This window comes from Sulfitobacter sp. F26204 (genome assembly GCF_026410305.1).
Taxonomy (GTDB): domain Bacteria; phylum Pseudomonadota; class Alphaproteobacteria; order Rhodobacterales; family Rhodobacteraceae; genus Sulfitobacter.
The window spans coordinates 410712-434501 of the sequence record NZ_JAPMLQ010000001.1 but is presented as its reverse complement, the minus strand read 5'-3'; the positions used below and the strand labels follow the sequence as shown (position 1 = coordinate 434501).

The 23790-nt window shown below is 53.8% G+C and carries 25 protein-coding genes and 1 tRNA gene; 19 read left to right on the top strand and 7 right to left on the bottom strand.

The annotated features are described in order from the left end of the window. Positions 1 to 3 precede the first annotated feature (3 nt). Both petB and OS190_RS02050 read left to right on the top strand, forming a co-directional pair. Positions 4 to 1347: a cytochrome b gene (gene petB, locus OS190_RS02055; protein WP_267156996.1), complete on the top strand. Its 1344-nt coding sequence runs from the start codon at positions 4 to 6 to the stop codon at positions 1345 to 1347. A gap of 11 nt (positions 1348 to 1358) precedes the next feature. Further along, on the top strand, positions 1359 to 2156 hold the full coding sequence (locus OS190_RS02050; RefSeq protein ID WP_267156995.1) for a cytochrome c1: 798 nt from the start codon (positions 1359 to 1361) through the stop codon (positions 2154 to 2156). Between the two features lie 69 nt (positions 2157 to 2225). Here OS190_RS02050 and OS190_RS02045 read toward each other — a convergent pair whose 3' ends face one another. From OS190_RS02045 to dapF, 3 genes are all read right to left on the bottom strand, one after another. Further along, positions 2226 to 2585, bottom strand: a complete 360-nt coding sequence (locus OS190_RS02045) for a putative quinol monooxygenase (RefSeq protein WP_267156994.1) — start codon at positions 2583 to 2585, stop codon at positions 2226 to 2228. A 68-nt stretch (positions 2586 to 2653) separates the two neighbouring features. After that, a complete protein-coding gene (gene mtaB, locus OS190_RS02040) occupies positions 2654 to 3913 on the bottom strand; it encodes a tRNA (N(6)-L-threonylcarbamoyladenosine(37)-C(2))-methylthiotransferase MtaB (RefSeq protein WP_267156993.1) in 1260 nt (419 codons plus the stop codon). Then, the gene (gene dapF, locus OS190_RS02035; RefSeq protein WP_267156992.1) at positions 3910 to 4743 is read right to left on the bottom strand and encodes a diaminopimelate epimerase; all 834 of its coding nucleotides are present in this window, start codon (positions 4741 to 4743) and stop codon (positions 3910 to 3912) included. Before dapF ends, mtaB begins: the two co-directional genes overlap by 4 nt. Before the next feature lie 106 nt (positions 4744 to 4849). On the opposite strand from dapF, the gene OS190_RS02030 reads away from it, so the two are divergent. Next, a tRNA-Lys gene (locus OS190_RS02030) sits at positions 4850 to 4925 on the top strand. A gap of 166 nt (positions 4926 to 5091) precedes the next feature. Here the strand turns inward: OS190_RS02030 and OS190_RS02025 are convergent. Next, on the bottom strand, positions 5092 to 6387 hold the full coding sequence (locus OS190_RS02025; protein ID WP_267156991.1) for a DUF4214 domain-containing protein: 1296 nt from the start codon (positions 6385 to 6387) through the stop codon (positions 5092 to 5094). Positions 6388 to 6993: 606 nt separating this feature from the next. Between OS190_RS02025 and pcaF the strand changes: the two genes are divergently transcribed. From pcaF to OS190_RS01945, 16 genes are all read left to right on the top strand, one after another. Next, positions 6994 to 8196, top strand: coding sequence for a 3-oxoadipyl-CoA thiolase (pcaF, locus tag OS190_RS02020; RefSeq protein ID WP_267156990.1), 1203 nt, complete (start codon positions 6994 to 6996; stop codon positions 8194 to 8196). 3 nt (positions 8197 to 8199) lie between these two features. After that, on the top strand, positions 8200 to 9192 hold the full coding sequence (gene paaA / locus OS190_RS02015) for a 1,2-phenylacetyl-CoA epoxidase subunit PaaA (RefSeq protein ID WP_267156989.1): 993 nt from the start codon (positions 8200 to 8202) through the stop codon (positions 9190 to 9192). Positions 9193 to 9197: 5 nt separating this feature from the next. Continuing rightward, positions 9198 to 9542 carry a 1,2-phenylacetyl-CoA epoxidase subunit PaaB gene (paaB, locus tag OS190_RS02010; protein WP_267156988.1) on the top strand — a complete coding sequence of 115 codons (345 nt, stop codon included), beginning with the start codon at positions 9198 to 9200 and terminating at the stop codon, positions 9540 to 9542. Further along, positions 9542 to 10306: a 1,2-phenylacetyl-CoA epoxidase subunit PaaC gene (paaC, locus tag OS190_RS02005; RefSeq protein ID WP_267156987.1), complete on the top strand. Its 765-nt coding sequence runs from the start codon at positions 9542 to 9544 to the stop codon at positions 10304 to 10306. The genes paaB and paaC overlap by 1 nt, the downstream gene beginning before the upstream one ends. Continuing rightward, positions 10300 to 10767 carry a 1,2-phenylacetyl-CoA epoxidase subunit PaaD gene (paaD, locus tag OS190_RS02000; RefSeq protein ID WP_267156986.1) on the top strand — a complete coding sequence of 156 codons (468 nt, stop codon included), beginning with the start codon at positions 10300 to 10302 and terminating at the stop codon, positions 10765 to 10767. The genes paaC and paaD overlap by 7 nt, the downstream gene beginning before the upstream one ends. A 7-nt stretch (positions 10768 to 10774) precedes the next feature. After that, positions 10775 to 10951 carry a hypothetical protein gene (locus tag OS190_RS01995; protein WP_267156985.1) on the top strand — a complete coding sequence of 59 codons (177 nt, stop codon included), beginning with the start codon at positions 10775 to 10777 and terminating at the stop codon, positions 10949 to 10951. Next, the gene (locus OS190_RS01990) at positions 10948 to 12012 is read left to right on the top strand and encodes a 2Fe-2S iron-sulfur cluster-binding protein (protein WP_267156984.1); all 1065 of its coding nucleotides are present in this window, start codon (positions 10948 to 10950) and stop codon (positions 12010 to 12012) included. The genes OS190_RS01995 and OS190_RS01990 overlap by 4 nt, the downstream gene beginning before the upstream one ends. A gap of 9 nt (positions 12013 to 12021) precedes the next feature. Then, positions 12022 to 14046 (top strand): phenylacetic acid degradation bifunctional protein PaaZ, encoded by a 2025-nt coding sequence (paaZ, locus tag OS190_RS01985; protein WP_267156983.1) that lies wholly within the window; start codon positions 12022 to 12024, stop codon positions 14044 to 14046. Next, positions 14036 to 14827, top strand: a complete 792-nt coding sequence (locus OS190_RS01980; protein WP_267156982.1) for a PaaX family transcriptional regulator C-terminal domain-containing protein — start codon at positions 14036 to 14038, stop codon at positions 14825 to 14827. The genes paaZ and OS190_RS01980 overlap by 11 nt, the downstream gene beginning before the upstream one ends. Before the next feature lie 43 nt (positions 14828 to 14870). Further along, entirely contained in the window at positions 14871 to 15485 is a 615-nt protein-coding gene (locus OS190_RS01975) for a ribonuclease D (RefSeq protein ID WP_267156981.1), read from the top strand. Further along, positions 15482 to 16444, top strand: coding sequence for a KpsF/GutQ family sugar-phosphate isomerase (locus tag OS190_RS01970; protein WP_267156980.1), 963 nt, complete (start codon positions 15482 to 15484; stop codon positions 16442 to 16444). Before OS190_RS01975 ends, OS190_RS01970 begins: the two co-directional genes overlap by 4 nt. 4 nt (positions 16445 to 16448) lie before the next feature. Continuing rightward, entirely contained in the window at positions 16449 to 17066 is a 618-nt protein-coding gene (lptC, locus tag OS190_RS01965; RefSeq protein WP_267156979.1) for an LPS export ABC transporter periplasmic protein LptC, read from the top strand. Continuing rightward, the gene (gene lptA, locus OS190_RS01960; protein WP_267156978.1) at positions 17063 to 17557 is read left to right on the top strand and encodes a lipopolysaccharide transport periplasmic protein LptA; all 495 of its coding nucleotides are present in this window, start codon (positions 17063 to 17065) and stop codon (positions 17555 to 17557) included. The genes lptC and lptA overlap by 4 nt, the downstream gene beginning before the upstream one ends. Next, the gene (gene lptB / locus OS190_RS01955) at positions 17557 to 18315 is read left to right on the top strand and encodes an LPS export ABC transporter ATP-binding protein (protein ID WP_267156977.1); all 759 of its coding nucleotides are present in this window, start codon (positions 17557 to 17559) and stop codon (positions 18313 to 18315) included. Before lptA ends, lptB begins: the two co-directional genes overlap by 1 nt. A gap of 249 nt (positions 18316 to 18564) precedes the next feature. Beyond that, positions 18565 to 19128: a ribosome hibernation-promoting factor, HPF/YfiA family gene (gene hpf / locus OS190_RS01950; RefSeq protein ID WP_267156976.1), complete on the top strand. Its 564-nt coding sequence runs from the start codon at positions 18565 to 18567 to the stop codon at positions 19126 to 19128. A gap of 44 nt (positions 19129 to 19172) precedes the next feature. Continuing rightward, positions 19173 to 19637 (top strand): PTS sugar transporter subunit IIA, encoded by a 465-nt coding sequence (locus OS190_RS01945; protein ID WP_267156975.1) that lies wholly within the window; start codon positions 19173 to 19175, stop codon positions 19635 to 19637. Between the two features lie 13 nt (positions 19638 to 19650). On the opposite strand, the gene OS190_RS01940 is transcribed toward OS190_RS01945, so the two are convergent. The 3 genes from OS190_RS01940 to OS190_RS01930 are packed head-to-tail and all read right to left on the bottom strand — an operon-like array spanning position 19651 to position 23785. Further along, positions 19651 to 21078, bottom strand: coding sequence for a nodulation protein NodH (locus tag OS190_RS01940; protein ID WP_267156974.1), 1428 nt, complete (start codon positions 21076 to 21078; stop codon positions 19651 to 19653). A gap of 2 nt (positions 21079 to 21080) precedes the next feature. Next, entirely contained in the window at positions 21081 to 22778 is a 1698-nt protein-coding gene (locus OS190_RS01935) for a DUF5927 domain-containing protein (RefSeq protein WP_267156973.1), read from the bottom strand. After that, positions 22775 to 23785, bottom strand: coding sequence for a glycosyltransferase family 2 protein (locus tag OS190_RS01930; RefSeq protein ID WP_267156972.1), 1011 nt, complete (start codon positions 23783 to 23785; stop codon positions 22775 to 22777). The genes OS190_RS01935 and OS190_RS01930 overlap by 4 nt, the downstream gene beginning before the upstream one ends. Between the last annotated feature and the right edge of the window lie 5 nt (positions 23786 to 23790).

Genomic DNA, 23790 nt, shown 5'->3' with positions numbered 1-23790 from the left:
AAGATGTCTGGTATTCCTCACGATCATTACGAGCCAAAGACCAAAGGCGAAAAGTGGCTGCATAGCCGTTTGCCGATTGTTGGCCTGATGTATGACACCCTGATGATCCCTACTCCCAAGAACCTGAACTGGATGTGGATCTGGGGTATCGTTCTCGCATTCTGTCTGGTGCTGCAAATTGTGACCGGCATCGTCCTTGCGATGCATTACACGCCGCATGTGGACAACGCTTTCGCTAGCGTTGAACATATCATGCGCAACGTGAATGGCGGTCATATGCTGCGCTATCTTCACGCAAATGGTGCGTCTTTGTTCTTTTTCGCTGTTTATATCCACATTTTCCGCGGCCTCTATTACGGCTCTTACAAGGCACCGCGCGAAGTGACATGGATCATCGGCATGCTGATTTACTTGCTGATGATGGCAACCGGGTTCATGGGCTACGTTCTGCCCTGGGGCCAGATGTCATTCTGGGGTGCAACAGTGATCACCGGCCTGTTCGGCGCGATCCCCTTCATCGGGGAAAGCCTGCAAACCTTCCTGCTTGGCGGGCCTGCTGTTGATAATGCCACGCTGAACCGTTTCTTCAGTCTGCACTATCTGCTGCCCTTCGTGATTGCGGCACTTGTCGCCGTGCATATCTGGGCCTTCCACACAACCGGCAACAGCAACCCGACCGGGGTCGAGGTACGCCGCGGTTCCAAGGAAGAAGCCGAGAAAGACACGCTCCCCTTCTGGCCCTATTTTGTAATCAAGGACTTGTTCGCCTTGGCGGTCATCCTTGTGGTGTTCTTTGCTGTTGTCGGCTTTATGCCGAACTATCTTGGCCACCCTGACAACTATATCGAAGCGAACCCACTGGCGACTCCCGCACATATTGTGCCTGAGTGGTATTACTTGCCATTCTACGCAATCCTGCGTGCATTTACATCTGAGGTTTGGGTTGTTCAGATTGCGTCATTTGTGACCGGTGGCATCATTGACGCCAAGTTCTTTGGCGTTCTGGCGATGTTCGGTGCAATCGCGGTCATGGCAGCCGTGCCATGGCTGGATACATCCAGCGTTCGTTCCGGACGCTACCGTCCAATGTTCAAATGGTGGTTTGGTCTTCTGGTTATCGATTTCGTTGCCCTGATGTGGCTGGGAGCGATGCCTGCGGAAGAACCCTATGCAACCTTCTCGCTGATCGCTTCAGCCTATTGGTTCGCCTATTTCCTCGTGATCCTGCCGCTGTTGGGCGTGATCGAGAAACCACTGGCGCAACCTGCAACCATCGAAGAAGCATACAAGGCGAAGTATGCGAATAAAGCTGGTGAAACAAATGCCAGCGTCAAGCCGGCGGAGTGATTGAGATGAACATGTTTAAGAAAATAGCCGTCTCTTCCCTGATTGCCTTGGGCCTCAACGCTTCGGGTGCACTGGCTGCTGGCGGTGGCGATACGCATATCGAAAACTTTGATTTCTCTTTTGAGGGTCCGTTTGGCGCATATGATGTGAACCAGCTTCAGCGCGGTTTGCAGGTTTACACCGAGATTTGTTCGGCCTGTCACGGTCTGAAGTTCGTTCCGATCCGTACGCTGCACGACGAAGGCGGTCCACATATGCCTGAGGATCAGGTGATCGAATATGCAAAACAGTTTGAAGTATTTGATGCAGAACTGGACGATTTCCGTGCAGCGACACCAACAGATCACTTCCCCGCCTCCGCGCTGGAAAATGCACCTGACCTGTCATTAATGGCAAAAAAGCGTGCCGGATTTCACGGGCCTTACGGGTTGGGCATCAACCAGTTCTTCAAAGGTATTGGTGGACCGGAGTATATTGCCTCGCTGCTTACCGGGTATACCGGTGAAGAAAAGGAACAGGCCGGCGTTACTTTCTATGAGAACACCGCCTTTCCCGGTGGCTGGATTTCCATGGCGCCCCCGCTGTTCGGTGATGACGTAGAATATGCCGACGGCCACGACACCGACCTTCATCACATGTCAGCGGATGTATCCGCGTTCCTCATGTGGACAGCCGAGCCCAAGATGATGGCCCGCAAACAGGCCGGCTTTGCCGGGGTGATTTTCCTGACGTTGCTTGCGGTGCTGCTGTATCTGACCAACAAGCGTCTATGGGCACCGGTCAAGCGCCGGATAAAAGAAGAAGGCTAAATCAAAGGCTTGTCTTCAGGATTTATAACCCCCGTAGCCTGGCTGCGGGGGTTTTGCTTTATATGGGTTCTAGCGATGGAAACCTGAAACCATGCTTTGATGGGTCGCACCGAAGCCTGCGAGAGCACCACGGACTTCGGCGTTTGCAAGGCCGTAAACGGTAAAGCGTTCCGGCACGAAAACAGTTAAGAAACGCTCGGCAAATTTAGCACCAAAATTTCCAAGATGTACCATCACAGCGGCATTGTCGGCGTAACGTTCCAGCACGGTGCAAGTACTGCGATCTTCGGGCATGTAGTATTCATAGTGCAATGCGCCCGGCTCATCCGATTTGGTCGCCGCGACCATCTCATCAAGAAGCGGTTGAACCTTGTCGGCCTGACCTTCTTGAACCCGCATTTCCAACACCCACTCAATAATATCGCTCATAGTTACCTCCCGACAAAGAAAGCATGCTACGACAGAGGCGGTGAATCACAAAGCGGCACTTTGGCAGCCTAGTTGCTGGCGAGCAACTGGTTGGCCTGAACGGCCTTGATCTTCGTGGTAACGATCTCTCCCACTGCTTGGGGGATGGCAAAGACGGTTTCCGTGAATTGCGCCGTACGCCCCATGATCGGGGTTTCCATCAAGACGTGATGAGCCTTTCCAACCTGCGTTGCCAAATGTCGCTGAACTTGTGCCTCACCAGCGGCGCGCAGCCGCGCAGCCCGTTCCTTGATCACCTTGCCGTTAACAGCAGGCATGCGCGCGGCCGGTGTACCTGGACGCGCAGAATATGGAAACACGTGCAACCAAGTCAGATCACATTCAGTGACCATCGCAAGCGCATTTGCGAACATTGATTCAGTCTCAGTGGGGAAACCGGCGATGATGTCCGCCCCGAATGTCATATCCGGGCGCAGACTTTTGGCTTCTTCACAGAAACGGATCGCATCATCGCGCAGATGCCTGCGCTTCATGCGTTTCAAAATCATATCGTCGCCATGTTGCAACGACAGGTGCAGATGCGGCATCAGTCGTGGTTCGGTGGCAATGGCTTGCATCAGGTTTTCATCCACCTCGATGCTGTCGATAGAACTGATCCGCAATCGGGGCAAATCCGGAACCAGACGCAAGATCCGCATCACTAGATCGCCCAGACACGGCTTGGCTGGAAGATCTCCACCCCATGAGGTCAGGTCAACACCGGTCAGAACTACCTCGTTGAATCCTTTATCGACCAGCCGTTTGATCTGATCCACGACAACCCCTGCAGGGACAGATCGAGAATTGCCCCGGCCGTAAGGGATAATGCAAAAGGTACAGCGATGATCACATCCGTTCTGAACCTGGACATAGGCCCGGCTGCGTGTGCCAAAGCCGTCAATCAGATGACCGGCTGTTTCGGTGACTGACATGATGTCGTCAACCTGCACCGCTTCACTTTCGCCAATAAAATCAGCCGCCAGCCCTTGCCAGGTGGCGCCTTGCATTTTCTCGGTATTCCCGATCACGGCATCGACTTCGTCCATTTGCGCGAAGGTAGCCGGCTCTGTCTGGGCGGCGCACCCGGTCACGATCAACCGGGCATCAGGATGTACCTTGCGAAGTTTGCGAATGTCCTGACGGGCCTTGCGCACCGCTTCGGAAGTCACGGCGCAGGTGTTCACCACGACAGCGTCTTCCAAACCAGCCTGTCTGGCAAGATCTTTCATCGCTTCGACCTCATAGGCGTTCAACCGACAGCCGTGATTTGAAAAGACAGGTGCGGTCATGTGATACCTGCAAGGAACTCTGGCGTTAGTATGCCGTTGAAAACATGCATCGTGGGGCCGGACATCCAGACGCCGTCAGGCCGCCAGTCGATGCTCAATGTCCCGCCATCCAGTTCGATGCGGACCGAACGACCTGTAAGGCCGCGCCGCGCTGCTGCCACTGCGGTAGCGCATGAAGAAGAACCAGAGGCCAGTGTCACGCCCACGCCGCGTTCCCAAACCCGCATGCGTATGGAATCCGGCGCAATGATTTGCGCGACCTGTACATTGGTACGTTCTGGAAACAGCGGGTGGTGTTCGATTTCAGAGCCAAAAGTGGCAAGATCGACGGCCAACGCGTCCTCTACAAAAAAAGTGCAATGCGGATTGCCCATACCCGTGGCTGTCGGCGCACCTTCTATGGGCAGTTCGAGCGTATCCATCTCGCGGGCCAATGGCACTTCATGCCAGGTCAGGAAGGGCTGCCCCATATTCACCGAGGTGATGCCATCTCCCTCGTCCTCCGCAACAAGTTCTCCCCTGTCCGTGGTTAGGAGCAGTCGCTTTTTTCCGCTTTCGTCCATCAGGAACCGTGCAATACATCGTGTCGCGTTGCCACAGGCTGCCGCAGTTGAGCCATCAGCATTGAAAAAGGTAAGATGCGCATCACCTGCCCCTTCCGAAATGATGGCAAGCTGGTCAAAACCCACCCCAAACTGGCGATGTCCGATTCCCCTGGCCAGCGACGCTGTTGTGGAAAGCACGTGGCCACGGGCATCCAACACGACAAAATCGTTTCCCAGCCCGTGCATCTTCATGAAGGGCAATCCATGTGAAAAATCATCACTCATGCGGCGCATATAACCCCGTGTCCGCAACTTATCCAGAAGGAGCCAGGATTTTAACACTTTATGGGCTTGACCCTTGCACCGCTCCTTTCTAGATACGGCGCGTAGTGGGCCTGTAGCTCAGTTGGTAGAGCAACTGACTTTTAATCAGTAGGTCTCCGGTTCGAACCCGGACGGGCTCACCACTTTCACACTTGTTCTATCAAGCTGGTGCGTAAAGGTGGCGATCGCCCGAAAGGTTGGCGGTAGGTGATTCCTTGTGGCGGATGATCCCCAACTGTCACTGGACGCCGGATTACGCATCCCTGCCTTACCAGCCGCTGTATGTTAAATGCGGCTGACACCCTACAATCAGACGTACCAGATGCCGTCAGCGATTTCGCCTGCAACGTTTTGATAGTTCTCCACGCTTTCGGAAAAGTATTGAAGCATCTCCGCCCTGCTCAGACCCGCTTGCTGCTGCTCTTCCCAGAATTCAAATCCGGGCTCATCCGGTGTTCTGTCCAATACGTTTCGATAAAGCAATGTTAGAAAGTCTCTGTCGCCAAGCGTGTCCGGATCGCCATATTTTTGGGCGAACTCTTCGGATTGCATGAAAAATTCGGCCATTTCGACAAGATCGACATTGCCAACGTCAAAATTGTCGATCCAGAAACCCAATCCTTCCGGATCCGGATCCCGATTAAAGGCGGCCTGGTAGAGCCTGTATGCCTGTCCGGCTGTTCCATCCGTATCCAGCGCAAGAAAACCATCGATAAACTGGAGCCGTTCAATATCAATCAGCGTGTCCACACGCTCGGGGTAATAATCCTCTGTCATGATGATCCGGTCAGGGTTCGAGAAATCGAAGGTGATACCGGTATCATAATAGCCCCGAACCTCGAAGAAATCGATTTTCTCACCGCCCACAATGGTTTGTGGGGTCGGAGGGGAATTGACAAACGACATGCCAATTTGATTGGGATGTGGTTGAGGAGCTGGCACCGGAGCAGGGTCTGGATCCGGGTTTGGAACGGGGACAGGATCAGGGTCAGGAACGACACCACTTTGCGGTTCAAAGCTGAAACGATAGTCGACGTCGGAATAAACCTCATCCTCGTTGTCCTGGCCCCTGAACACCGTATCAATGTGTATCCCCAACACTTGAACTACCACCGGAGCCCCCGTCAGGGTCCAGGTTGCCTCGGCACCGATGAAGCTGTTGATCGAAAAAACCGCCTCGGACAGATCAACGGCTGGATTCACCGGGATATTACCGTTCGGGTCAAAATACCCCAATACCGGTTGTCCTGCGAGATGCGCAAAGAACCCTGCATCAACACCGCCACCCCAGCTTCCGATCAAGGCACCTTCAACCTTGCTGACACCGGCCACGGGCAGGAAGTAGACGAAATTGATAAAATCACCGACGGACTCGGCGTTGAAATTGACCCTGACCGTGGCAAGATCAAAGGGATCGAAGGTAAAGAAATCGCTTACGTCCGTGGTAAACGCACCCTCCGGCGCAGCCTCAGCGGGTAAGCCAACTGAATCGAATTGAAAGATGCGTGATTTGAAAGGCCCGCCAACATCACTACCCGAAAACGCCAGAGTGTTAAGATCCGTTGCCGTGCCAAATGTATCATTTGTAAAAACTGAGTCTGTCATATCGACCCTCCCCCATTGATGGATGATTTTATCATTCTATCCAGAATCAGGCAAATATTTGCTCATGAGGCAGGGGTCCCGGTTTCCGCTGCTATGCGATGTTTGTTGGGCAGCGGCCATTTCTTGTTCTGCAGGCAAGCGGGACAATCGGACAAATAACAGGCCATAGGCACGCCGTGAAATGGCCGCACTAAATGCATCAGACAAACATGATCTATTTGCCCAAACCCTGACAGTGCCTTGGAACCCATGAAAGCGCAGGCTGTTTTTGACTTCTTTTTCAGCCGTGGACATGCCAACATCTTGATAACTATTCCCTGTTCAAGGCAGCGTGTTAAGGAATGAGGCACGCGATCACGCTCTGGGTCAGGCACACGCCTACGTCGAATCGATCCTAAAGCGGCATTGATTCGTGCAGAGGACGGGCTATGCTGATCCGTTCAATCGCGGTTCTTCAAACTGAGAAATTGAAGTCCGTCTGGGCAAGGGCCTATATGGTTTCGGCAAAGCGTTACCAATTTTTCATGTTTGCATAAGTTGTGTAACATTTTTATTGCCGTATCTGGTATGAATGCCTAGTCTATCGAAAACCAAAAGGAGCCAACCATGCCTGCATTTATCTGCGACGCGCAACGCACACCCATCGGGCGATTCGGTGGTGCCCTTGCGTCTGTTCGTACAGATGACCTTGCCGCAATACCGATCGCCGCTTTGATGGAACGCAATCCGCAAGTCGATTGGTCCCGCGTTGATGACGTCATCTTTGGCTGTGCCAATCAGGCAGGCGAAGACAACCGCAACGTTGCGCGCATGGCCTCGCTTCTTGCTGGTCTACCGGTGGATGTTCCCGGCGCTACGATCAACCGGCTCTGTGCTTCGGGTATGGATGCGGTCGGCGCGGCGGCGCGGGCAATCCGCGCAGGCGACATCGATCTGGCAATCGCCGGTGGTGTCGAAAGCATGACACGTGCACCTTTTGTGATGCCCAAAGCTGAAACTGCCTTTTCCCGCGGCAATGCCGTTTATGATACCACCATCGGCTGGCGTTTCGTGAACCCAAAGATGAAGGCGCAATATGGCGTCGATTCGATGCCGGAAACTGCCGACAATGTCGCAGAGGATTATGATGTCAACCGCGCTGACCAGGACGCCTTTGCCTATCGCAGTCAACAAAGGTGGGCAGCCGCAGATGCGGCCGGTGTTTTTGAAGAGGAAATTGCACCCGTCACGATTCCTCAGCGCAAGGGCGACGCAATTGTGGTTAGCAAGGATGAACACCCACGCCCTGATACGCCGTTGGAAAAGTTCGGCAAGCTGCGTGGAATCAACGGACCCGACCTGACCGTGACCGCCGGGAATGCTTCTGGGGTGAATGACGGTGCCGCAGCAATGTTGATCGCCTCGGAACAAGGTATGAAAGATCACGGACTGTCTCCCATCGCCCGCGTTGTCGCGATGTCGGCCGCGGGTGTTGAGCCACGTGTCATGGGAATTGGCCCGATCCCCGCCTGCCAGAAGGTGCTGGCCCGCACAGGACTGACCATCGAACAGATGGATGTGATCGAACTGAACGAAGCATTTGCTGCGCAGGGTATCGCCACGCTGCGTGCACTTGGCGTTGCGGATGATGCGCCGCATGTGAATGCAAACGGTGGCGCGATTGCCATCGGCCATCCGCTGGGTATGTCCGGCGCACGTCTCGTGATGACTGCGGCGCTTCAACTAAAGCGAACAGGCGGAAAATATGCGCTATGTACAATGTGTGTTGGCGTTGGGCAGGGTGTTGCCCTCATTCTTGAAAGGACCTGAACGATGTATGCACAGATGATCAAGTCTACCGGCGAGGGCCTGAAATCCCTCGACGAAATGGAACCGCAGGAACGCGCCTTTCAGGAGCGTATCAATGCAGGCGGCAAGATTGAGCCAAAGGACTGGATGCCCGAGGGTTATCGCAAGAACCTGATACGCCAGATCGGCCAGCACGCCCACTCAGAAATCGTTGGGCAACTGCCCGAAGGGAACTGGATCACCCGGGCACCCACCCTGGAACGCAAGGCAATCCTGTTGGCCAAGGTACAGGATGAAGCAGGACACGGTTTGTATCTGTATTGTGCTGCCGAAACTCTGGGAGTGACCCGGGATGATCTGACCCGCGACCTGCTGTCGGGCAAGATGAAATACTCCTCGATCTTCAATTATCCGACTCTAACATGGGCAGATATGGGTGCAGTTGGCTGGCTTGTTGATGGCGCCGCGATCATGAACCAGGTACCGCTGCAACGTACCTCATATGGCCCCTACGCCCGCGCCATGGTGCGAATCTGCAAGGAAGAATCCTTTCACCAGCGGCAGGGGTTCGACATCATGATGAAAATGGCCAACGGCACCGACGCCCAGCGCAAGATGGCGCAGGATGCATTGAACCGTTTCTGGTATCCTTCATTGATGATGTTCGGTCCGTCCGACAAGGAATCGGTCCATTCTGCGCAGTCGATGGCCTGGAAGATCAAGATGAACACAAATGACGAGCTGCGTCAGAAATTCGTCGACCAAACCGCACCGCAGGCGGAATACCTCGGTCTGACAATCCCCGACGAGACTTTGAAGTTCAACGACAAAACCGGCCATTACGAATTTGCTGAACCGGATTGGGACGAATTCTTTGATGTGCTCAAAGGCAATGGTCCGTGCAACACTGAACGACTTGAGGCCCGCAACAAGGCCTGGGATGAAGGCCGTTGGGTTCGTGAAGGCCTGCTGGCCCATGCGGCCAAGAAACGTGCAGCGAAAATGGCAGCGGAGTAAGAAACATGAGCAGCCCCGAAACCAGCCCTTACAAAGACAGCGAAGCCAGCCCTCATGGGGAAACCCGCAAGACGGAATGGCCCCTGTGGGAAGTATTCATTCGCGGACAACACGGGTTGAGCCACCGTCACGTCGGATCACTGCACGCTCCAGATGCCGAAATGGCAATCAAGAACGCACGCGACGTCTATACCCGTCGCAACGAAGGCGTGAGCATCTGGGCTGTCGAGGCCGGCAATATCGCCGCCTCTTCGCCTGAGGAAAAAGGTTCTCTGTACGAGCCGTCCAACGACAAAGTGTACCGTCACCCGACCTTCTTTGATATTCCCGACGAAGTAGGTGCGATGTGATGGCCACAGACACTGCATCCTTATTCGAATTTCTTTGCCGTTTGGGTGACAACACGTTGGTTCTGGGTCACCGCGTTTCGGAGTGGTGCGGCGTTTCCCCGGTACTGGAAGAAGACATCGCGCTGGCCAACGTCGCCTTAGACCTGATCGGACAAACGCAGTTGTGGCTTGGCCTTGCGGGCGAGATTGAAGGCAAGGGCCGCGATGCCGACAAGCTGGCGTTTCATCGCGACGTCTGGGATTTTCGCAATGTGTTACTGGTTGAACAGCCGAATGGTGATTTCGGACAAACCATGATGCGTCAATTCCTGTTTGATGCTTGGCATCTGACCTATCTAAAGGGATTGAATACGTCTTCCAACGACCGGATTGCAGAAATTGCGGAAAAGTCAGTCAAGGAAGTCACCTATCATCTGGAACGCTCGACGGACACGGTGATTGGGCTTGGGGATGGCAATGAAGAAAGCCATAAACGGATGCAAAAGGCCCTTGATAGGCTCTATCCATTCGTTGGTGAGATGTTTCTGTCCGATGATGTGGACGCCGCTATGGTAGCGCATGGCATTGCTCCCGATCCTGCGGGTTTGCGTTCCGGTTATGAGGAACATATTTCAGGCGTCCTGACCGAAGCGACCTTGGAAAAACCAACAGACGACTTTGCCCATAAAGGTGGTAAGACAGGTGTGCGTCATACCGAACATCTGGGCCATATGTTAACTCAGATGCAATGGCTGCAACGTGCCTATCCGGACGCGACATGGTAATTGAGAAGCCTTCTGTAGAGACTGTTTGGGCGTGGCTGGGCGAGGTGCCCGACCCCGAAATTCCTGTGATCTCACTGACCGATCTGGGGATCATCCGCAATGTTCACTGGGACGATGACGAATTGATCGTTACGGTCACGCCGACCTATTCCGGCTGCCCCGCGACCGGCATCATCAATCTGGATATTGAAACTGCCCTGCGCTTGCATGGTATCGAAAAACTGTCTCTGAAAAGGCAATTGTCACCTGCCTGGACAACAGACTGGATGACCGACACGGGCCGCGCCAAGCTCGAATCTTATGGCATTGCCCCTCCGCAACCTGCTGGCGGCCCACAACATTGCCCGCTTTGTAAATCAACCCAGGTTGAAAGGATCAGCCAATTTGGATCGACCCCCTGCAAGGCGCAGTGGCGGTGCACCGACTGTCTGGAACCTTTTGACTACTTCAAATGCATCTGAGAATTCTATGGAAAATTTCGCGCGCAGAATGATGTTATTCGCCACAATAGGCATCTTGACCGCCTTCATCACCCGATCTTTTAGCCCAATGCTGGGCGCGGGCGTCGGTGCCATTATCGGTTTTGCGAGCGTGCGCATCCAGCCAAAACGGTTTGCTATGTTCAAGAAGGACCAGCAAGAATGAGCCAGTTTCTCCCTGTATCAGTGACTGAAATCCACCACACCATCCGTGATGCAGTCGTTTTGACACTTGAACCTGAAAACCCCGAGGAATTCACCTTTACCCAAGGCCAATACCTGACATTCAGGCAGGATTTTGACGGCACTGAACTGCGGCGGAACTATTCGATCTGTGCCGGTCTGGATGACGGCAAATTACAGGTTGGCATCAAGCGTGTGGATGGCGGCGCTTTTTCAACTTTTGCAAATACCGGACTCAAGGTCGGCGATACCCTTCATGTCATGCCGCCTCAGGGCAAGTTTTTCACCAGGTTAGAGCCTGATCTTTCAAAAAACTATATCGGTTTCGCCGGCGGTTCGGGCATAACCCCGGTCCTGTCCATTCTCAAGACAGTGCTGAAACGCGAACCATTGTCTACCTTTACCCTCGTTTATGCCAACCGCGCTGTAAACACGATCATGTTCCGCGAAGAGCTGGAGGACCTGAAAAACCTTTATATGGGACGTTTGACGATCATCCATATGCTGGAATCAGGTCAAGACATCGATTTGTTCACAGGCCGCGTCGATCAGGCAAAATGCGATGCTCTGTTCAAGCAGTGGATTGATGTCGGCAACATTACCACTGCATTTATCTGCGGACCGGAACCGATGATGCTTGCAATTGCCGACAGCCTCAAAACCCACGGTTTAGAGCATGATCAGATCAAGTTTGAATTGTTCAGCGAAAGCCAGCAAGGGCAACTTGCCAAACAAGAAATGGCAAAGCGCAGCGAAGGCCAGAAAGGCACGGAAGTGACCGTTATCATCGAAGGGGCACGGCGCAGTTTTCATATGCCAAAAGGCCAATCGGTGCTCGAAGCAGCACTGGAAAACGGCCAGGATGCGCCTTTTGCCTGCAAGGCCGGTGTCTGTTCGACCTGTATGTGCAAAGTGATTGAGGGCGAGGTCGAGATGATCAGCAATCACGCACTTGAGGATTACGAGGTCGAGGCGGGTTATGCCCTGTCATGCCAATCCTATCCTCTGACTGACAAATTGATCATCGACTACGATACACATTAAGGAAAACCTATGCTCGACGTTCAAAGTTTCGCCTCTGGCCAATGGATAGCGCCGGGCGCAGGCTCCCGCACCATTGCCAGTGCCATTACAGGCGATCTGATCGCTCGAGCGGGCAATGATGCCCTGGACGTGCAGGCCATGCTTGCTTACGCCCGTGAGGTTGGCGGCCCCGCATTGCGCAAACTGACTTTTCATGACCGCGCCAGAATGCTCAAAGCGCTTGCGATCTACCTGATGGAGCGGAAGCAGACGCTGTATGAATTGAGCTATGACACCGGTGCGACGCTCAGTGATCACAAGATCGACGTGGATGGCGGTATCGGCACGATGCTGGTTTTCGCCTCAAAAGGGCGGCGGGAAATGCCGGATGGTCATGTTTTTCTGGATGGGCCACCCGAAAAACTGGGCCGTGACGGGCATTTCATGGGACGGCATGTCTGTACGCCGTTACAAGGTGTCGCGGTACATATTAATGCCTTCAACTTTCCTGTCTGGGGCATGCTGGAAAAACTGGCCCCGACGTTGCTGGCAGGCGTGCCGGCAATCGTAAAACCCGCCACAGCGACCTGTTATGTAACAGAGGCCTGCGTACGCATGTTGCTGGATAGCGGATTGCTGCCGGAGGGTGCCTTGCAACTGGTCAGCGGCGGGCTGGTCGACATGCTGGATCATCTTGAATGTCAGGATGCGGTTGCTTTCACCGGATCTGCAAACACGGCATTGGTTCTGCGCGGCAATCCCAAGCTGATGGAGCATTCGGTGCGCTTCGCCTCGGAGCAGGATAGTCTGAATGCTTCTGTGCTTGGGCCGGACGCGATTGCTGGCACCCCTGAGTTTGATCTGTTTGTGAAGGAAGTCCAACGAGAAATGACGGCCAAAGCGGGCCAGAAATGTACCGCAATCCGGCGCATCATGGTGCATGAATCACAAATAGATGCGGTAATTGCTGCATTGAGCAAGCAACTGGAAAAGACCACCATCGGTGATCCCCGTTTGGAATCAACGCGCATGGGTGCGCTTGTTTCCACCAGCCAAAAACGCGATGTACTGGAAAAAGCAGGATTGATCGGGGCTGAAGCAGAACGCGTGTTCGGCAATCCTGATGATTTCAGTGTAGACGGTGCCGACAGGAACAAGGGTGCATTCGTGCCCCCGATGCTGTTCTATTGCACTGATCCCGACAAGGCCCATCGCGTGCATGATACCGAAGCCTTTGGCCCTGTTTCGACCGTGATGCCTTATCGCGATCTGGATCATGCCGTTGCATTGTTGAACAGGGGAAAAGGCTCGCTTGTGGCTTCAGTCATCACCAATGATGGCGATGTCGCCCGCGAGATCACGCTGGGGAGTGCGGCGTTTCACGGCAGGCTCTATTTCAACAACCGCACCTCGATGACCGAGGCAACAGGCCACGGCGCACCGCTGCCTCACATGGTGCATGGTGGACCCGGCCGTGCCGGTGGCGGCGAGGAATTGGGCGGCATCCGGGGAGTCATGCATTATATGCAGCGCACCGCCATTCAGGGCAGCCCTGATATTCTGACAGCAATCGGCCGGCAATGGGTGCCGGGCGCAACAGAGATTTCGGACCGCGCGCATCCCTTCACGCGCACCTTCAACGCGCTTGAATTGGGCGAAACCTTTAATTCGCCCCCCCGCGTAGTGACCCTTGATGACATCGAGACCTTTGCTCATTTCACAGGTGATACGTTCTATGCGCATATGGATGACGGCGCCGCCAAGGCGAATCCGTTCTTTCCTGGCCGTGTCGCACATGGCTACCTGTTGTTGAGTTTTGCAGCCGGATTGTTTGTGCAACCTGATCCCGGTCCGGTTCTGGCAAATACCGGCCTTGATAACCTGCGCTTTCTGGCACCGGTTTCAGCAGGCGATAGCATTCGGGTACGGTTAAGCGTCAAACACAAAACACCACGCAATGAAGAATATGGCGAGGTGCGCTGGCATGTGACCCTGTATAATCAAAACAACGATGTGGCAGCAGAATACGAATTGCTGACGATGAATGCCTACTGAGGCCTTCAATTCCCTGACTGCCGGTATGCGTGACCTCGGCGGCCAGCGCGTCTGGTCGTTGATGATCAGTCTGTTTGGTGACTTGGCCCAAGATACCAACCAATCGATCGATGGGCCGGTTCTGTCAGAAATCATGGCTGGTTTGCACGTAAAACCCGAAGCAACCCGCGTAGCCCTGCACAGGTTGCGCAATGACGGCTGGATCACATCGGCAAAGTCCGGGCGCATCAGCCATCACAGCCTGTCGGAAAGGGGTCGTGCGCAATGTGCACAGGCAAACCCCCGCATCTATTCCGCTCCGACGCTTACCGCGGACAAATGGCAATTGGTGTTGACGGAAACAGCATCAACGGAACAAGCCACGGATATGGCCAAACGCGGGTTTACTCAGGTCACTTCACGGGTTTTCGCAGGCCCCATGGATGCGGCTGCACCACAGGAAACGCTTTCACTTTCGACCGCTAGAGCACCTGAATGGTTGCGCCAACAGATTGCGTCACAAACCCAGGTAGATGGGTACCAGAAACTATTTACTGCGCTGGTCAAAATGCAAGAGGATCTCCCCGATGCCACCCGGTTGAGCCCTATTGAAATAGCGGTGCTGCGCTGTTTGATCGTGCACAATTGGCGCCGCCTGGTATTGAAACACGCCAGATTGCCCTTGTCATTGATTGGCCCGGACAGCCCAGCGCAGCGTTGTCACCTTGAAGTTGCGCAGCTATTGGCCCGATACCCACGCCCCGCACTTACCGAGATTGAGCGGTACTGCAGCGCCGCATAACAGCCGCTTTCCCAACCGCGAGATGCAGGGTATAGCGTTGAATATGACAAACCACTTGTATCTGAACGATTTGCCCGACGACCTTGATCTGGGATCAACCGTCGCTGTTGACTGTGAAACGATGGGACTGCAGCCACGTCGCGATCGATTGTGTGTCGTGCAACTGTCGGGTGGTGACGGTAACGGACATCTGGTGCAAATCACCAAGGACCAGACCAAAGCACCGAATCTGTGTCGCGTGCTGGAAGACCCCAAAATTCTAAAGCTGTTCCATTTTGGCAGGTTCGATATTGCCGTGTTGCTGAATGCCTTTGGCGTGACCACAGCGCCGGTCTATTGTACGAAGATCGCAAGCCGCCTTGTCCGTACCTACACGGACCGCCATGGGTTGGCGAAACTGTTGCAGGAACTATTGTCTGTGGACATTTCCAAGCAACAGCAATCCAGCGATTGGGGTGCCAAGGAACTCAGCAAAGCGCAGCTCGAGTATGCTGCCAGTGATGTGTTGTATCTGCACCGACTGCGCGACAAGCTAACTGAAATGCTGATCCGCGAAGGACGCATGGAGATCGCACAAGCCTGTTTCGATTTTCTGCCAATGCGTGCCACGCTCGACCTGACCGGTTGGCCCGATACGGACATTTTTGCGCACTCATGAAAACACCCTTTTTAGATACCGCAGCCCGCGTCATTCGTGCCGAAGCCGGTGCATTGAACCAGTTGGCGGATGCGTTGGACGACCGGTTTCGCGCCGCCATCGACTTGATGCGCGATACAAAAGGCCGCGTGATTGTCAGCGGCATTGGCAAGTCCGGTCACATCGCCAACAAGATCGCAGCGACCCTTGCCAGCACCGGTACGCCGGCACAATTCGTGCATCCCGCCGAGGCCAGCCACGGCGATCTGGGCATGATTACCCGCGATGATGTGGTCTTGGCGATTTCCAACTCTGGTGAGGCACCCGAACTTGGCAATCTCATCGCCTATTCGCGCCGATACGAAATCCCGCTGATCGGCTTGACCAGTCGCGAAGAAAGCACGCTGGGGCGTCAGTCCGATGTTGTGCTGTTGTTGCCGTCGGTAGCGGAAGCTTGCAACACGGGTATTGTACCGACAACTTCAACAACCATGACCCTCGCCATGGGTGACGCGCTTGCCGTTGCCTTGATGGAACACCGCGACTTTACTGCCGAACATTTTCGCAACTTTCACCCAGGGGGGAAACTGGGTGCACAGCTGAGTCTTGTTCGCGATTTGATGCACAAGGGCGCGGCCATTCCGTTGGTATCGGAAGAAACCGAAATGACCGAGACCATGACCGAGATCGGGAGCAAGGGTTTTGGCGTGACCGGCGTGACAGATGCTCATGGCAAGCTGACCGGAATCATCACTACCGGCGACCTGGGCCGACATATGGAAGGGTTGTTCACGATGAAAGCCCGCGATGTGATGACAGCTAACCCGGTGACGATCGGTCCGGATGCCCTGGCGGAAAAGGCTGTCGGCCTGATGAATAGCCGCAAAATCACTTGTCTTTTGGTGATTGACCCCGCGCAACCCGATGTGGCGGCCGGATTGCTGCATATCCACGATTGCCTGCGCGTCGGCCTTGGTTAGCGCCATGCAGTCTGACCGCTATTCGCAACTTGTGGGCTGGCTCAAGGTGCTGCTGCCAATGATGGCATTAGGGTTGCTGTCCACGCTTTTCTTGCTCAGCCGCGTGATTGATCCCGAAGCGGTCATTCCATTTGCAGACAAGGAGATCCAGGACCGACTGCGCGATCAACAGGTCACTGGCCCTGTTTATTACGCGGTGACGGCAGATGGTGATGAAATCTCATTTGCGGCGGACAAGTTGACTACCCCACAGGGGGAAACAGGGGGAAACCAGGCAGAAAACATCAAGGTTGTCATGACACTTTCCTCTGGAAGCAAGTTGGTCATGACGGCCTTGCGCGGGCATTTTGACATCGAAGCAGACAACACTGAATTGATTGGTAACGTTGTTCTAGACAGTTCAACCGGCTTTCGCGTAACCAGCGAACTATTGGTGACACAAATGTCGACCTTAGACGTGAATTCACCAGGGCCGGTTACCGCCAAAGGGCCAATTGGCACACTTGATGCGGGCACAATGACTCTGCGTGCCGGCAAAGCGGGGGAACCCGCCCAATTGATTTTCACAAACGGTGTGAAGCTGATATATACCCCTGAACAAAGCAAGAGTGACCTGAAGTGAAAAACCTCCGATTTTTGGTGTTGCCCCTTTTCCTGTGTCTGACTGCGGCGCCAGTTTTGGCACAGGGGACCAATGTAGCCTTTGGCACCTTGGCACAGGATACCAACCTGCCTGTAGAGGTAACCTCTGACAATTTGTCAGTGGATCAAGAAACCGGCGTGGCGATTTTCAGTGGAAATGTGATGATCGGACAAGGTGAAATGCGTCTGTCCGCACCCCGGGTGTTGGTAGTCTATCTGGCCGAACAAAAGGGAATCGAGAGGATGGAAGCAACAGGGGGCGTAACACTTGTTTCCGGGCCTGACGCTGCCGAATCAGATCGCGCCGATTACAGCATCACGGAGGGCACAATTGTCATGACCGGCAATGTGTTGCTGGATCAGGGCTTGAATGCGCTCAGTGCCGACAAGATGACCGTTCAACTGTCCGATGGAACCGCGCAGATGTCAGGACGGGTCAAAACCATCATCCAGACGGGTGGCGGCGACTGATGGCACCCCCGGATTTAAAGGTCGCAACCGGCAGTGCCGGGTTGCAGATTGATCACTTGCGCAAATCTTACCGCAAGAAAATCGTGATCCGCGATTTTTCCATGCATTTGAATCGTGGTGAGGTTGTTGCGCTCCTTGGGCCAAACGGTTCGGGCAAGACGACGACTTTTTATGCGGTGGCCGGCCTTGTCACGCCCGAAGGCGGGACGGTTCTGGTGGATGGCAAGGATGTGACCACTTTGCCGATGTACCGACGCGCGCAACTTGGTATCGGCTATCTGCCACAGGAGATGAGCATTTTTCGCGGCTTGTCGGTGCAGGATAATATTTCCGCCATCCTTGATATTTCCGTACCTATGCGTCGACAACGCCGTGAGCGCCTGGAAGAGCTTTTGTCAGAGTTTTCTATCGAACACCTGCGCCGCGCACCCGCACTCGCCTTGTCAGGTGGTGAACGGCGGCGAGTCGAAATCGCGCGCTGTCTTGCCGCCAATCCCAATTACTTGTTGCTCGATGAACCTTTTGCAGGCGTTGATCCCATTTCTGTTGGCGACATCCGTCAACTGGTGGCAGATCTGAAAAACCGTGGTATCGGCGTGTTGATAACTGATCATAACGTACGCGAAACACTTGAAATTGTGGACCGCGCCTACATCCTTCACGAGGGCAAAGTGTTGATGTCTGGCACACCCGATGAAGTCGTTCAAAACGAAAATGTCCGTCGGGTCTATTTGGGCGACAATTTTCGCATTTCCTAATATTTCGCAAATTCTTGCTGAGTTTATTCACTGTAGTGCATTCCCTTAACCATTGACTTGGCAGGTAATTTCGCGCCTGATAGAGCCATGGCGACATTGCGTTCCTGTGTATTGCTGCATCGGCCTTCGAAAAGAGGCACGGCATTATTTAATCTGAACGCTGCGCCGATTATCCCAATCCCGCAGTACCCAAATATCGCGTCTATGATACTTTGCGCTGCTGCGGGGTAAGAAGAGCAAGGAGAAAATATGCGGTACCAAATCAGCGGCAAGCAAATCGACATTGGAGAGGCGCTGCAAACGCATGTGAAATCGGTTCTGGGTGAAGGTGTTGCAAAATACGCCGAACGCCCCACTGATGCAGTTGTGGTTTTTTCAAAGTCTGGACACGAGTTTGTTTGCGAGGCGACCGTTCATCTTTCAACCGGTCTCACTGCATCAGCCAAGGCACATAGCAACGAAATTTATGGTGCCTTTGATGCTTGCAATGAAAAGATGGAAAAACAATTGCGCCGGTACAAGCGCAGATTGAAAGATCATCACAAGGCCCGTTCAGAACCTGTTGAGTTTCTTGGCGCTTCCTCCTATATCCTCGCTTCAGATAGCGATTCAGACGCACAGGAACCTGAAAACCTTCAACCCATGATCATTGCAGAGATGCAGACCAAGATTGCAACCTTGTCTGTAGGAGAAGCCGTGATGCAAATGGAAATTGCTGGTGCGCCGGTTCTGGTGTTTCGCAACGAAGCTAAAGACGGTTTAAACGTTGTATACCGTCGCGAAGACGGGAACATCGGCTGGATCGACCCATAGAAACCAGGTGAGCATCGCGTCACCATGACAACAGAGCGGACCGGATGGATTTATCAAAACTCCTTAAGCCTGAAGCAGTCAAAGTACTGACCTCTGCCACCAGCAAAAAGCGTTTGATGCATGATATCGGTGATTTAGTGCATTCCGCCTATGGTCTGAAGGCTGATGGTGTGGTTGAGGCGCTGAATGCACGCGAAGCTCTGGGACCAACGGGTGTGGGCCACGGTGTGGCCCTACCCCATGCGCGTCTTGAAGGGCTGCAAGAGGTTGTCGGCGCCTTTGTACTGCTCGACAAACCAATTGATTTCTCTTCCGTCGATCGTCGGCCTGTGGATTTGGCTTTTGCGCTGTTTGCACCGAAAGATGCAGGTATCGAACATCTCAAGGCACTGGCGCTGGTGTCCAGAACACTGCGCGACCCGTCGATCTGCAACAAGTTGCGGGCGAACACGGACGTGGGAACACTTTATACAATTCTGACCGAAGAGAAATCTGCACAAGCGGCGTGAACCGCGACCACTGCTATTTCCAGCGCGAGAATCCAAACATCACATAATCGCGCTGGTAGGCATCGATTGTCAGGCTTTCGATCTCTTCATCATATACTTGTTCCAGCGCATAGGGCTGATCAATGGGTGCCGGCTGCACAGCCGGCGCATCAGCCCTGCCCACAACATCAGCAAGATCGTTCAGCTCTTTGCCCAGATCAGCCTCGCGAATGATGCGGTCGGGCAAACAGAGTTCGCCAAATCCCATAACCGCCTGGGTCTGGGTACACCAAGATGCATCCACCCGAATGGACGTTTGGCCGGACAGATTGCCTTTGAGAAAAACAAGGAACGCGGTGAAGGCCTTGTGATGCGCCGCCAGATCGTAATGACCATCTGGCCCGCCCTCCGGCAAAGGCATCTTGTAGCGTCGCATCATTGTTTTGCGCAGGTGGACATAGCTGCCTTTGTCAACCGGCAGGATATGACGGCAAAAGGCATCATGCGCCCGCTGAACAGGGTGGCGCAACACCGTAAAACTGCGATGCCCAGGGTGTTGCCGCTTCCATTGGCGCAGATCTTTTTGGGTCATCTTGGTCTGTAGATCAGAGCGCGTCACACCGTCCAATTCAGCCATCCAGCGCAAGACCTGCGCCTGTGGCCCACTGCGCAATGGCAAATACAACAGGGCACTTTCCGCAGCCGCGACATAGGAGGGCACAACTGGCCCGCGGCGCGGTTCGAAATTCGGGGTGCGGGTCAGATCAAAACGATCAAGCTGCGACAATGCCTTGAGCATTTCTTCATAGTTTCGAACCTTGGCCGAGATCGGGCTGGGGTTTTGTTTCTTGAGACTCTTGTCCAGCGCATCAAGCTCTTCATCAACACCCAGGTATTTGGCCAAACCGTTCATCACCTCTACGTTTTGCAAGTCTTCATAAGCGACGTAAAAGGCCGTCTGACCACTGATCTGCATCCGGTTCATCAGTTTGATCTGGAAGGCTTGTAATGCCTCAAGGTGGTTTGCAAACTCCTTGGGATCAAATTGCGCTTGGGCGGCTTTATGTGATTTTACATCCGTCAGTTTCCACTGGCCGGTTTCCTGTGCGATTTTCCAGCTCACATAGCTTTCAATCGGATTACGGGTAAGGATCACCTTGGCACAGCTTTCATCTGCCATGATCGCATCAAAGACACGCGGGTCATGATCATGAAAATAGCGAAAGCCGCTGAGTCGTGCTGTATTGTTGCGGATCGCAGACAACAGCACCTTTGGATCCGCATCACGGGTTTTTAAATCAACGCCTAGGATCGGCTCGTTCTTGGGAGAACCGATAAAATGGGGGTTAAAGGCTTCGCCATGGCAATTGATGCCGTCAAAGGCATTCAGATTCGCCTCAAGAAAATTGGAGCCAGTGCGCATTTCGGCAAAAACAACGAAACTGCGGAATTTACCAGTCATGGTCATTGTACCAGATAAGGTTTGCGCTGTGCTTTAGGTGTTGCCGCCACGCCACGCTCAACCGGGAAGTCGCCCATCAGATAGGGGTGCATACCCTGATTCTTGAGATTTTGGAGGAACTGGCCAAAGCCGGACAGGTCAACCATTTTGGGTGCCTCTGACAAACGACGCAGTTTGGTCCGGCCGATTTCATCCAGAATGCCCTGCAACGGTTCCATAGGCGCTTCGATGAATTCGGCCATTGTCCAAATCCGGACACGTGCCTTGGTATAGGGCGAACGAAGAATGTCCATATGTTCGCTTTCAATCTTTTGCAGGTTGGCCGCCATCGCACGAATGTCCGCGAAATCAAGGTTCGATCGGAACAGAGGCACCGCCCAGGCACCTGTAATCACCGAAACCTGGGCATTCGGGTCCTTGGCAATCCGCCAGCAGACATCTTGATTATCAGCCGGGCCAAATTGGAAACACTGGCGTTCACCACGGGTGTTCCAGATCAAGTTTGTCAAAAACGCTTTGCCGTTATAATCACGCGCCATCGCGCTGTCCGACAAGGCACCGTTGATCGCGCTTTGGCCTTCCGAGTAGTGTACCTTGTCGGTTGCGAACAAATGCCCGTGCACGCGTGCGCCGGTGGCAGAGGCCAACCAAGGTTCAAAATTCTCAAACAGTTCGGCAAAGCCCTGAAACATCGAATAGGGTGCTGCCGTAACGCCGTTTTCCCAATCTTCGTTTGGGAAACGGCTTTGCATATATAGACCCGAACGGCCGCGTGTTCGCCGTTCTACGGCCTTGGAAAAGATGCGATCAATCTTGCCCGGGTTTGGTTCCGTCTTTTTCATTGCCCCGGCGGCATCCGTCAAGAAAGCCTCGAACAAACGATCCGCATAGGGCCAGATCTTGCGTGCAACGAAACAATCGGACCGACGCAAAAGCTGCAGATGATCATCATAAAAGATGTGCGGCTTGCCCTGGAAATCAAACTTGGACAGGGTTAACGAGCGACTTTCGATATTGCTGGCATAATGCCGCGCCAGAGTTTGAAAATAACTCTCGTCAGGAATCCAGACATGCCGGAAAAACCGGTCATATGTCGCCCGTTCGGGGTCTTGCAGGATTGCTGACAATGTACGCCGGGACAAACACCACCACTGCGACCCCATATGGGGCACGATGCCATTGGGCATCTTGCGTCCCAAGCGCAACAACCGCTGCGTTTTAACCAGAAAATCGAACAAATAGCGGTTCCGTTTCCAGGACACGGGGAACCGCAGTGTAAATCGCTCTTCGTCCAGACCACCCACTGTCCAGGGCACTTCGGAGGTTGTTGCGCTTTCGATGAAATCAGTATGCGGACGTTCTTCAAGGTAATCCAACAATTCTTGCACCGGTCGCAGCGGTAAACAGGAACCCGAAGCAAGAAAGACATGTCGTACATTGCCATATCTGGCGAGTATCTGTTCCGATGCTGCCTGCGTCGCCTGAACAATGCCCCAGGTTCCCCACTCGCATCGATAGCGGGTACTAAAACTCACTTGATCAAGATCTGACAGCGCATTGACAAATTTTTCATAAGTCTTTCGCTCTACGACCTTGTCGACATGAATGACAACAGGACAGCCGGACGCCGCCCATTGCCGCGCAACCTGTTCGGCCCGGCCAAGTGCGGTGTGTACCAGCATGACAAAACCGACAGTCATGCCCAGTTTCCTTTGGACATCAGGCCTAAAATCTCAAGCTGGCGCCAATTGATATAGCGTTCGGACCATTTGCACCAAAGTTGCGGATCATGCTTGAGGCGTTCGGCATAGGCCTTGTATTCAACAGACCCGGCATAATGCTGACTGCGGCTTAACTCCTCTGCAGCTTTTTCACCAAATGTATCAAGGAACTTGGCATGCAGCAAAACGCCGGATGCCTTTTCCCCACCCCATTCGTCGTAAACGAGATTCAGACCACGCGGCAAAAGCATGTGGGTCGAACTGACATAGGTATATCGCCGGTCCCACTTTACCAGCGGCACCTTGTTCAGTGCCGGTGCCTTGGCAGGCTCATCCGCAAAAAATACACGGCTGCGCGGCCCGCCCTGGATCCACAGATTACCAAACTTGTGATTACGCGAGATTGTGTAGTTTCCGCTGTCAAACCAGCAAGCGATGTCGATCGGGTTTTCGCCGGATCGATACGGTTGTTCATCCAACCGCCCCTTGGGATACATATCAAGCAGCATCGCCGAAAAGGACTTGATCGACGAGGCATCCAGCCAATCGGTCAGCGCACGCAGCGGGCGGGTATCACAGAACGGATAGACCAGAAACTCGTCGGGATCGACAGTCAGCGCCCAATGGCCATGGGCATATTTCAATTGCAGCCAGTTCAGCCAATCAACACCAAACCGCGCACGTTTGTAGCTGGCTTTGGTACTCCACACTGATACGTCGGGTTGGTCCGCAAGATAATCGAGTGACCCATCATCACTGTCGTTATCTACGAAAAAGAAATGACCGATGCCCATCTTGCGATAATAATCGAGGAAATAGGGCAGCCGAATCCCTTCGTTGCGCTGGGTACAAAACAGCAAAAGGTCGTCCGAACGGATTTGTCCCGTCCGGTTTACGATCCGCTTCAGCTCACGACGTTTCCGAATTGCGCGTATGCGCCAACGTTTACGTTGAAGCCTCAGCCCATATGACCGAAATATGCCCAAAAACC

Bases quoted from the DNA above. Each gene is read 5' to 3' on its own strand.
- lptC (WP_267156979.1), top strand. From the start codon at position 16,449: ATGCAGTCTGACCGCTATTCGCAACTTGTGGGCTGGCTCAAGGTGCTG.
- OS190_RS01990 (WP_267156984.1), top strand. From the start codon at position 10,948: ATGAGCCAGTTTCTCCCTGTATCAGTGACTGAAATCCACCACACCATC.
- paaD (WP_267156986.1), top strand. From the start codon at position 10,300: ATGGTAATTGAGAAGCCTTCTGTAGAGACTGTTTGGGCGTGGCTGGGC.
- pcaF (WP_267156990.1), top strand. From the start codon at position 6,994: ATGCCTGCATTTATCTGCGACGCGCAACGCACACCCATCGGGCGATTC.
- paaZ (WP_267156983.1), top strand. From the start codon at position 12,022: ATGCTCGACGTTCAAAGTTTCGCCTCTGGCCAATGGATAGCGCCGGGC.
- paaB (WP_267156988.1), top strand. From the start codon at position 9,198: ATGAGCAGCCCCGAAACCAGCCCTTACAAAGACAGCGAAGCCAGCCCT.
- paaA (WP_267156989.1), top strand. From the start codon at position 8,200: ATGTATGCACAGATGATCAAGTCTACCGGCGAGGGCCTGAAATCCCTC.
- OS190_RS01945 (WP_267156975.1), top strand. From the start codon at position 19,173: ATGGATTTATCAAAACTCCTTAAGCCTGAAGCAGTCAAAGTACTGACC.
- mtaB (WP_267156993.1), bottom strand. From the start codon at position 3,913: ATGACCGCACCTGTCTTTTCAAATCACGGCTGTCGGTTGAACGCCTAT.
- OS190_RS01980 (WP_267156982.1), top strand. From the start codon at position 14,036: ATGCCTACTGAGGCCTTCAATTCCCTGACTGCCGGTATGCGTGACCTC.
- paaC (WP_267156987.1), top strand. From the start codon at position 9,542: ATGGCCACAGACACTGCATCCTTATTCGAATTTCTTTGCCGTTTGGGT.
- OS190_RS02025 (WP_267156991.1), bottom strand. From the start codon at position 6,387: ATGACAGACTCAGTTTTTACAAATGATACATTTGGCACGGCAACGGAT.
- hpf (WP_267156976.1), top strand. From the start codon at position 18,565: ATGCGGTACCAAATCAGCGGCAAGCAAATCGACATTGGAGAGGCGCTG.
- OS190_RS02050 (WP_267156995.1), top strand. From the start codon at position 1,359: ATGTTTAAGAAAATAGCCGTCTCTTCCCTGATTGCCTTGGGCCTCAAC.
- OS190_RS01935 (WP_267156973.1), bottom strand. From the start codon at position 22,778: ATGACTGTCGGTTTTGTCATGCTGGTACACACCGCACTTGGCCGGGCC.
- OS190_RS01995 (WP_267156985.1), top strand. From the start codon at position 10,775: ATGGAAAATTTCGCGCGCAGAATGATGTTATTCGCCACAATAGGCATC.
- petB (WP_267156996.1), top strand. From the start codon at position 4: ATGTCTGGTATTCCTCACGATCATTACGAGCCAAAGACCAAAGGCGAA.
- OS190_RS01970 (WP_267156980.1), top strand. From the start codon at position 15,482: ATGAAAACACCCTTTTTAGATACCGCAGCCCGCGTCATTCGTGCCGAA.
- dapF (WP_267156992.1), bottom strand. From the start codon at position 4,743: ATGAGTGATGATTTTTCACATGGATTGCCCTTCATGAAGATGCACGGG.
- lptB (WP_267156977.1), top strand. From the start codon at position 17,557: ATGGCACCCCCGGATTTAAAGGTCGCAACCGGCAGTGCCGGGTTGCAG.
- OS190_RS01975 (WP_267156981.1), top strand. From the start codon at position 14,871: ATGACAAACCACTTGTATCTGAACGATTTGCCCGACGACCTTGATCTG.
- OS190_RS01940 (WP_267156974.1), bottom strand. From the start codon at position 21,078: ATGACTGGTAAATTCCGCAGTTTCGTTGTTTTTGCCGAAATGCGCACT.
- OS190_RS02045 (WP_267156994.1), bottom strand. From the start codon at position 2,585: ATGAGCGATATTATTGAGTGGGTGTTGGAAATGCGGGTTCAAGAAGGT.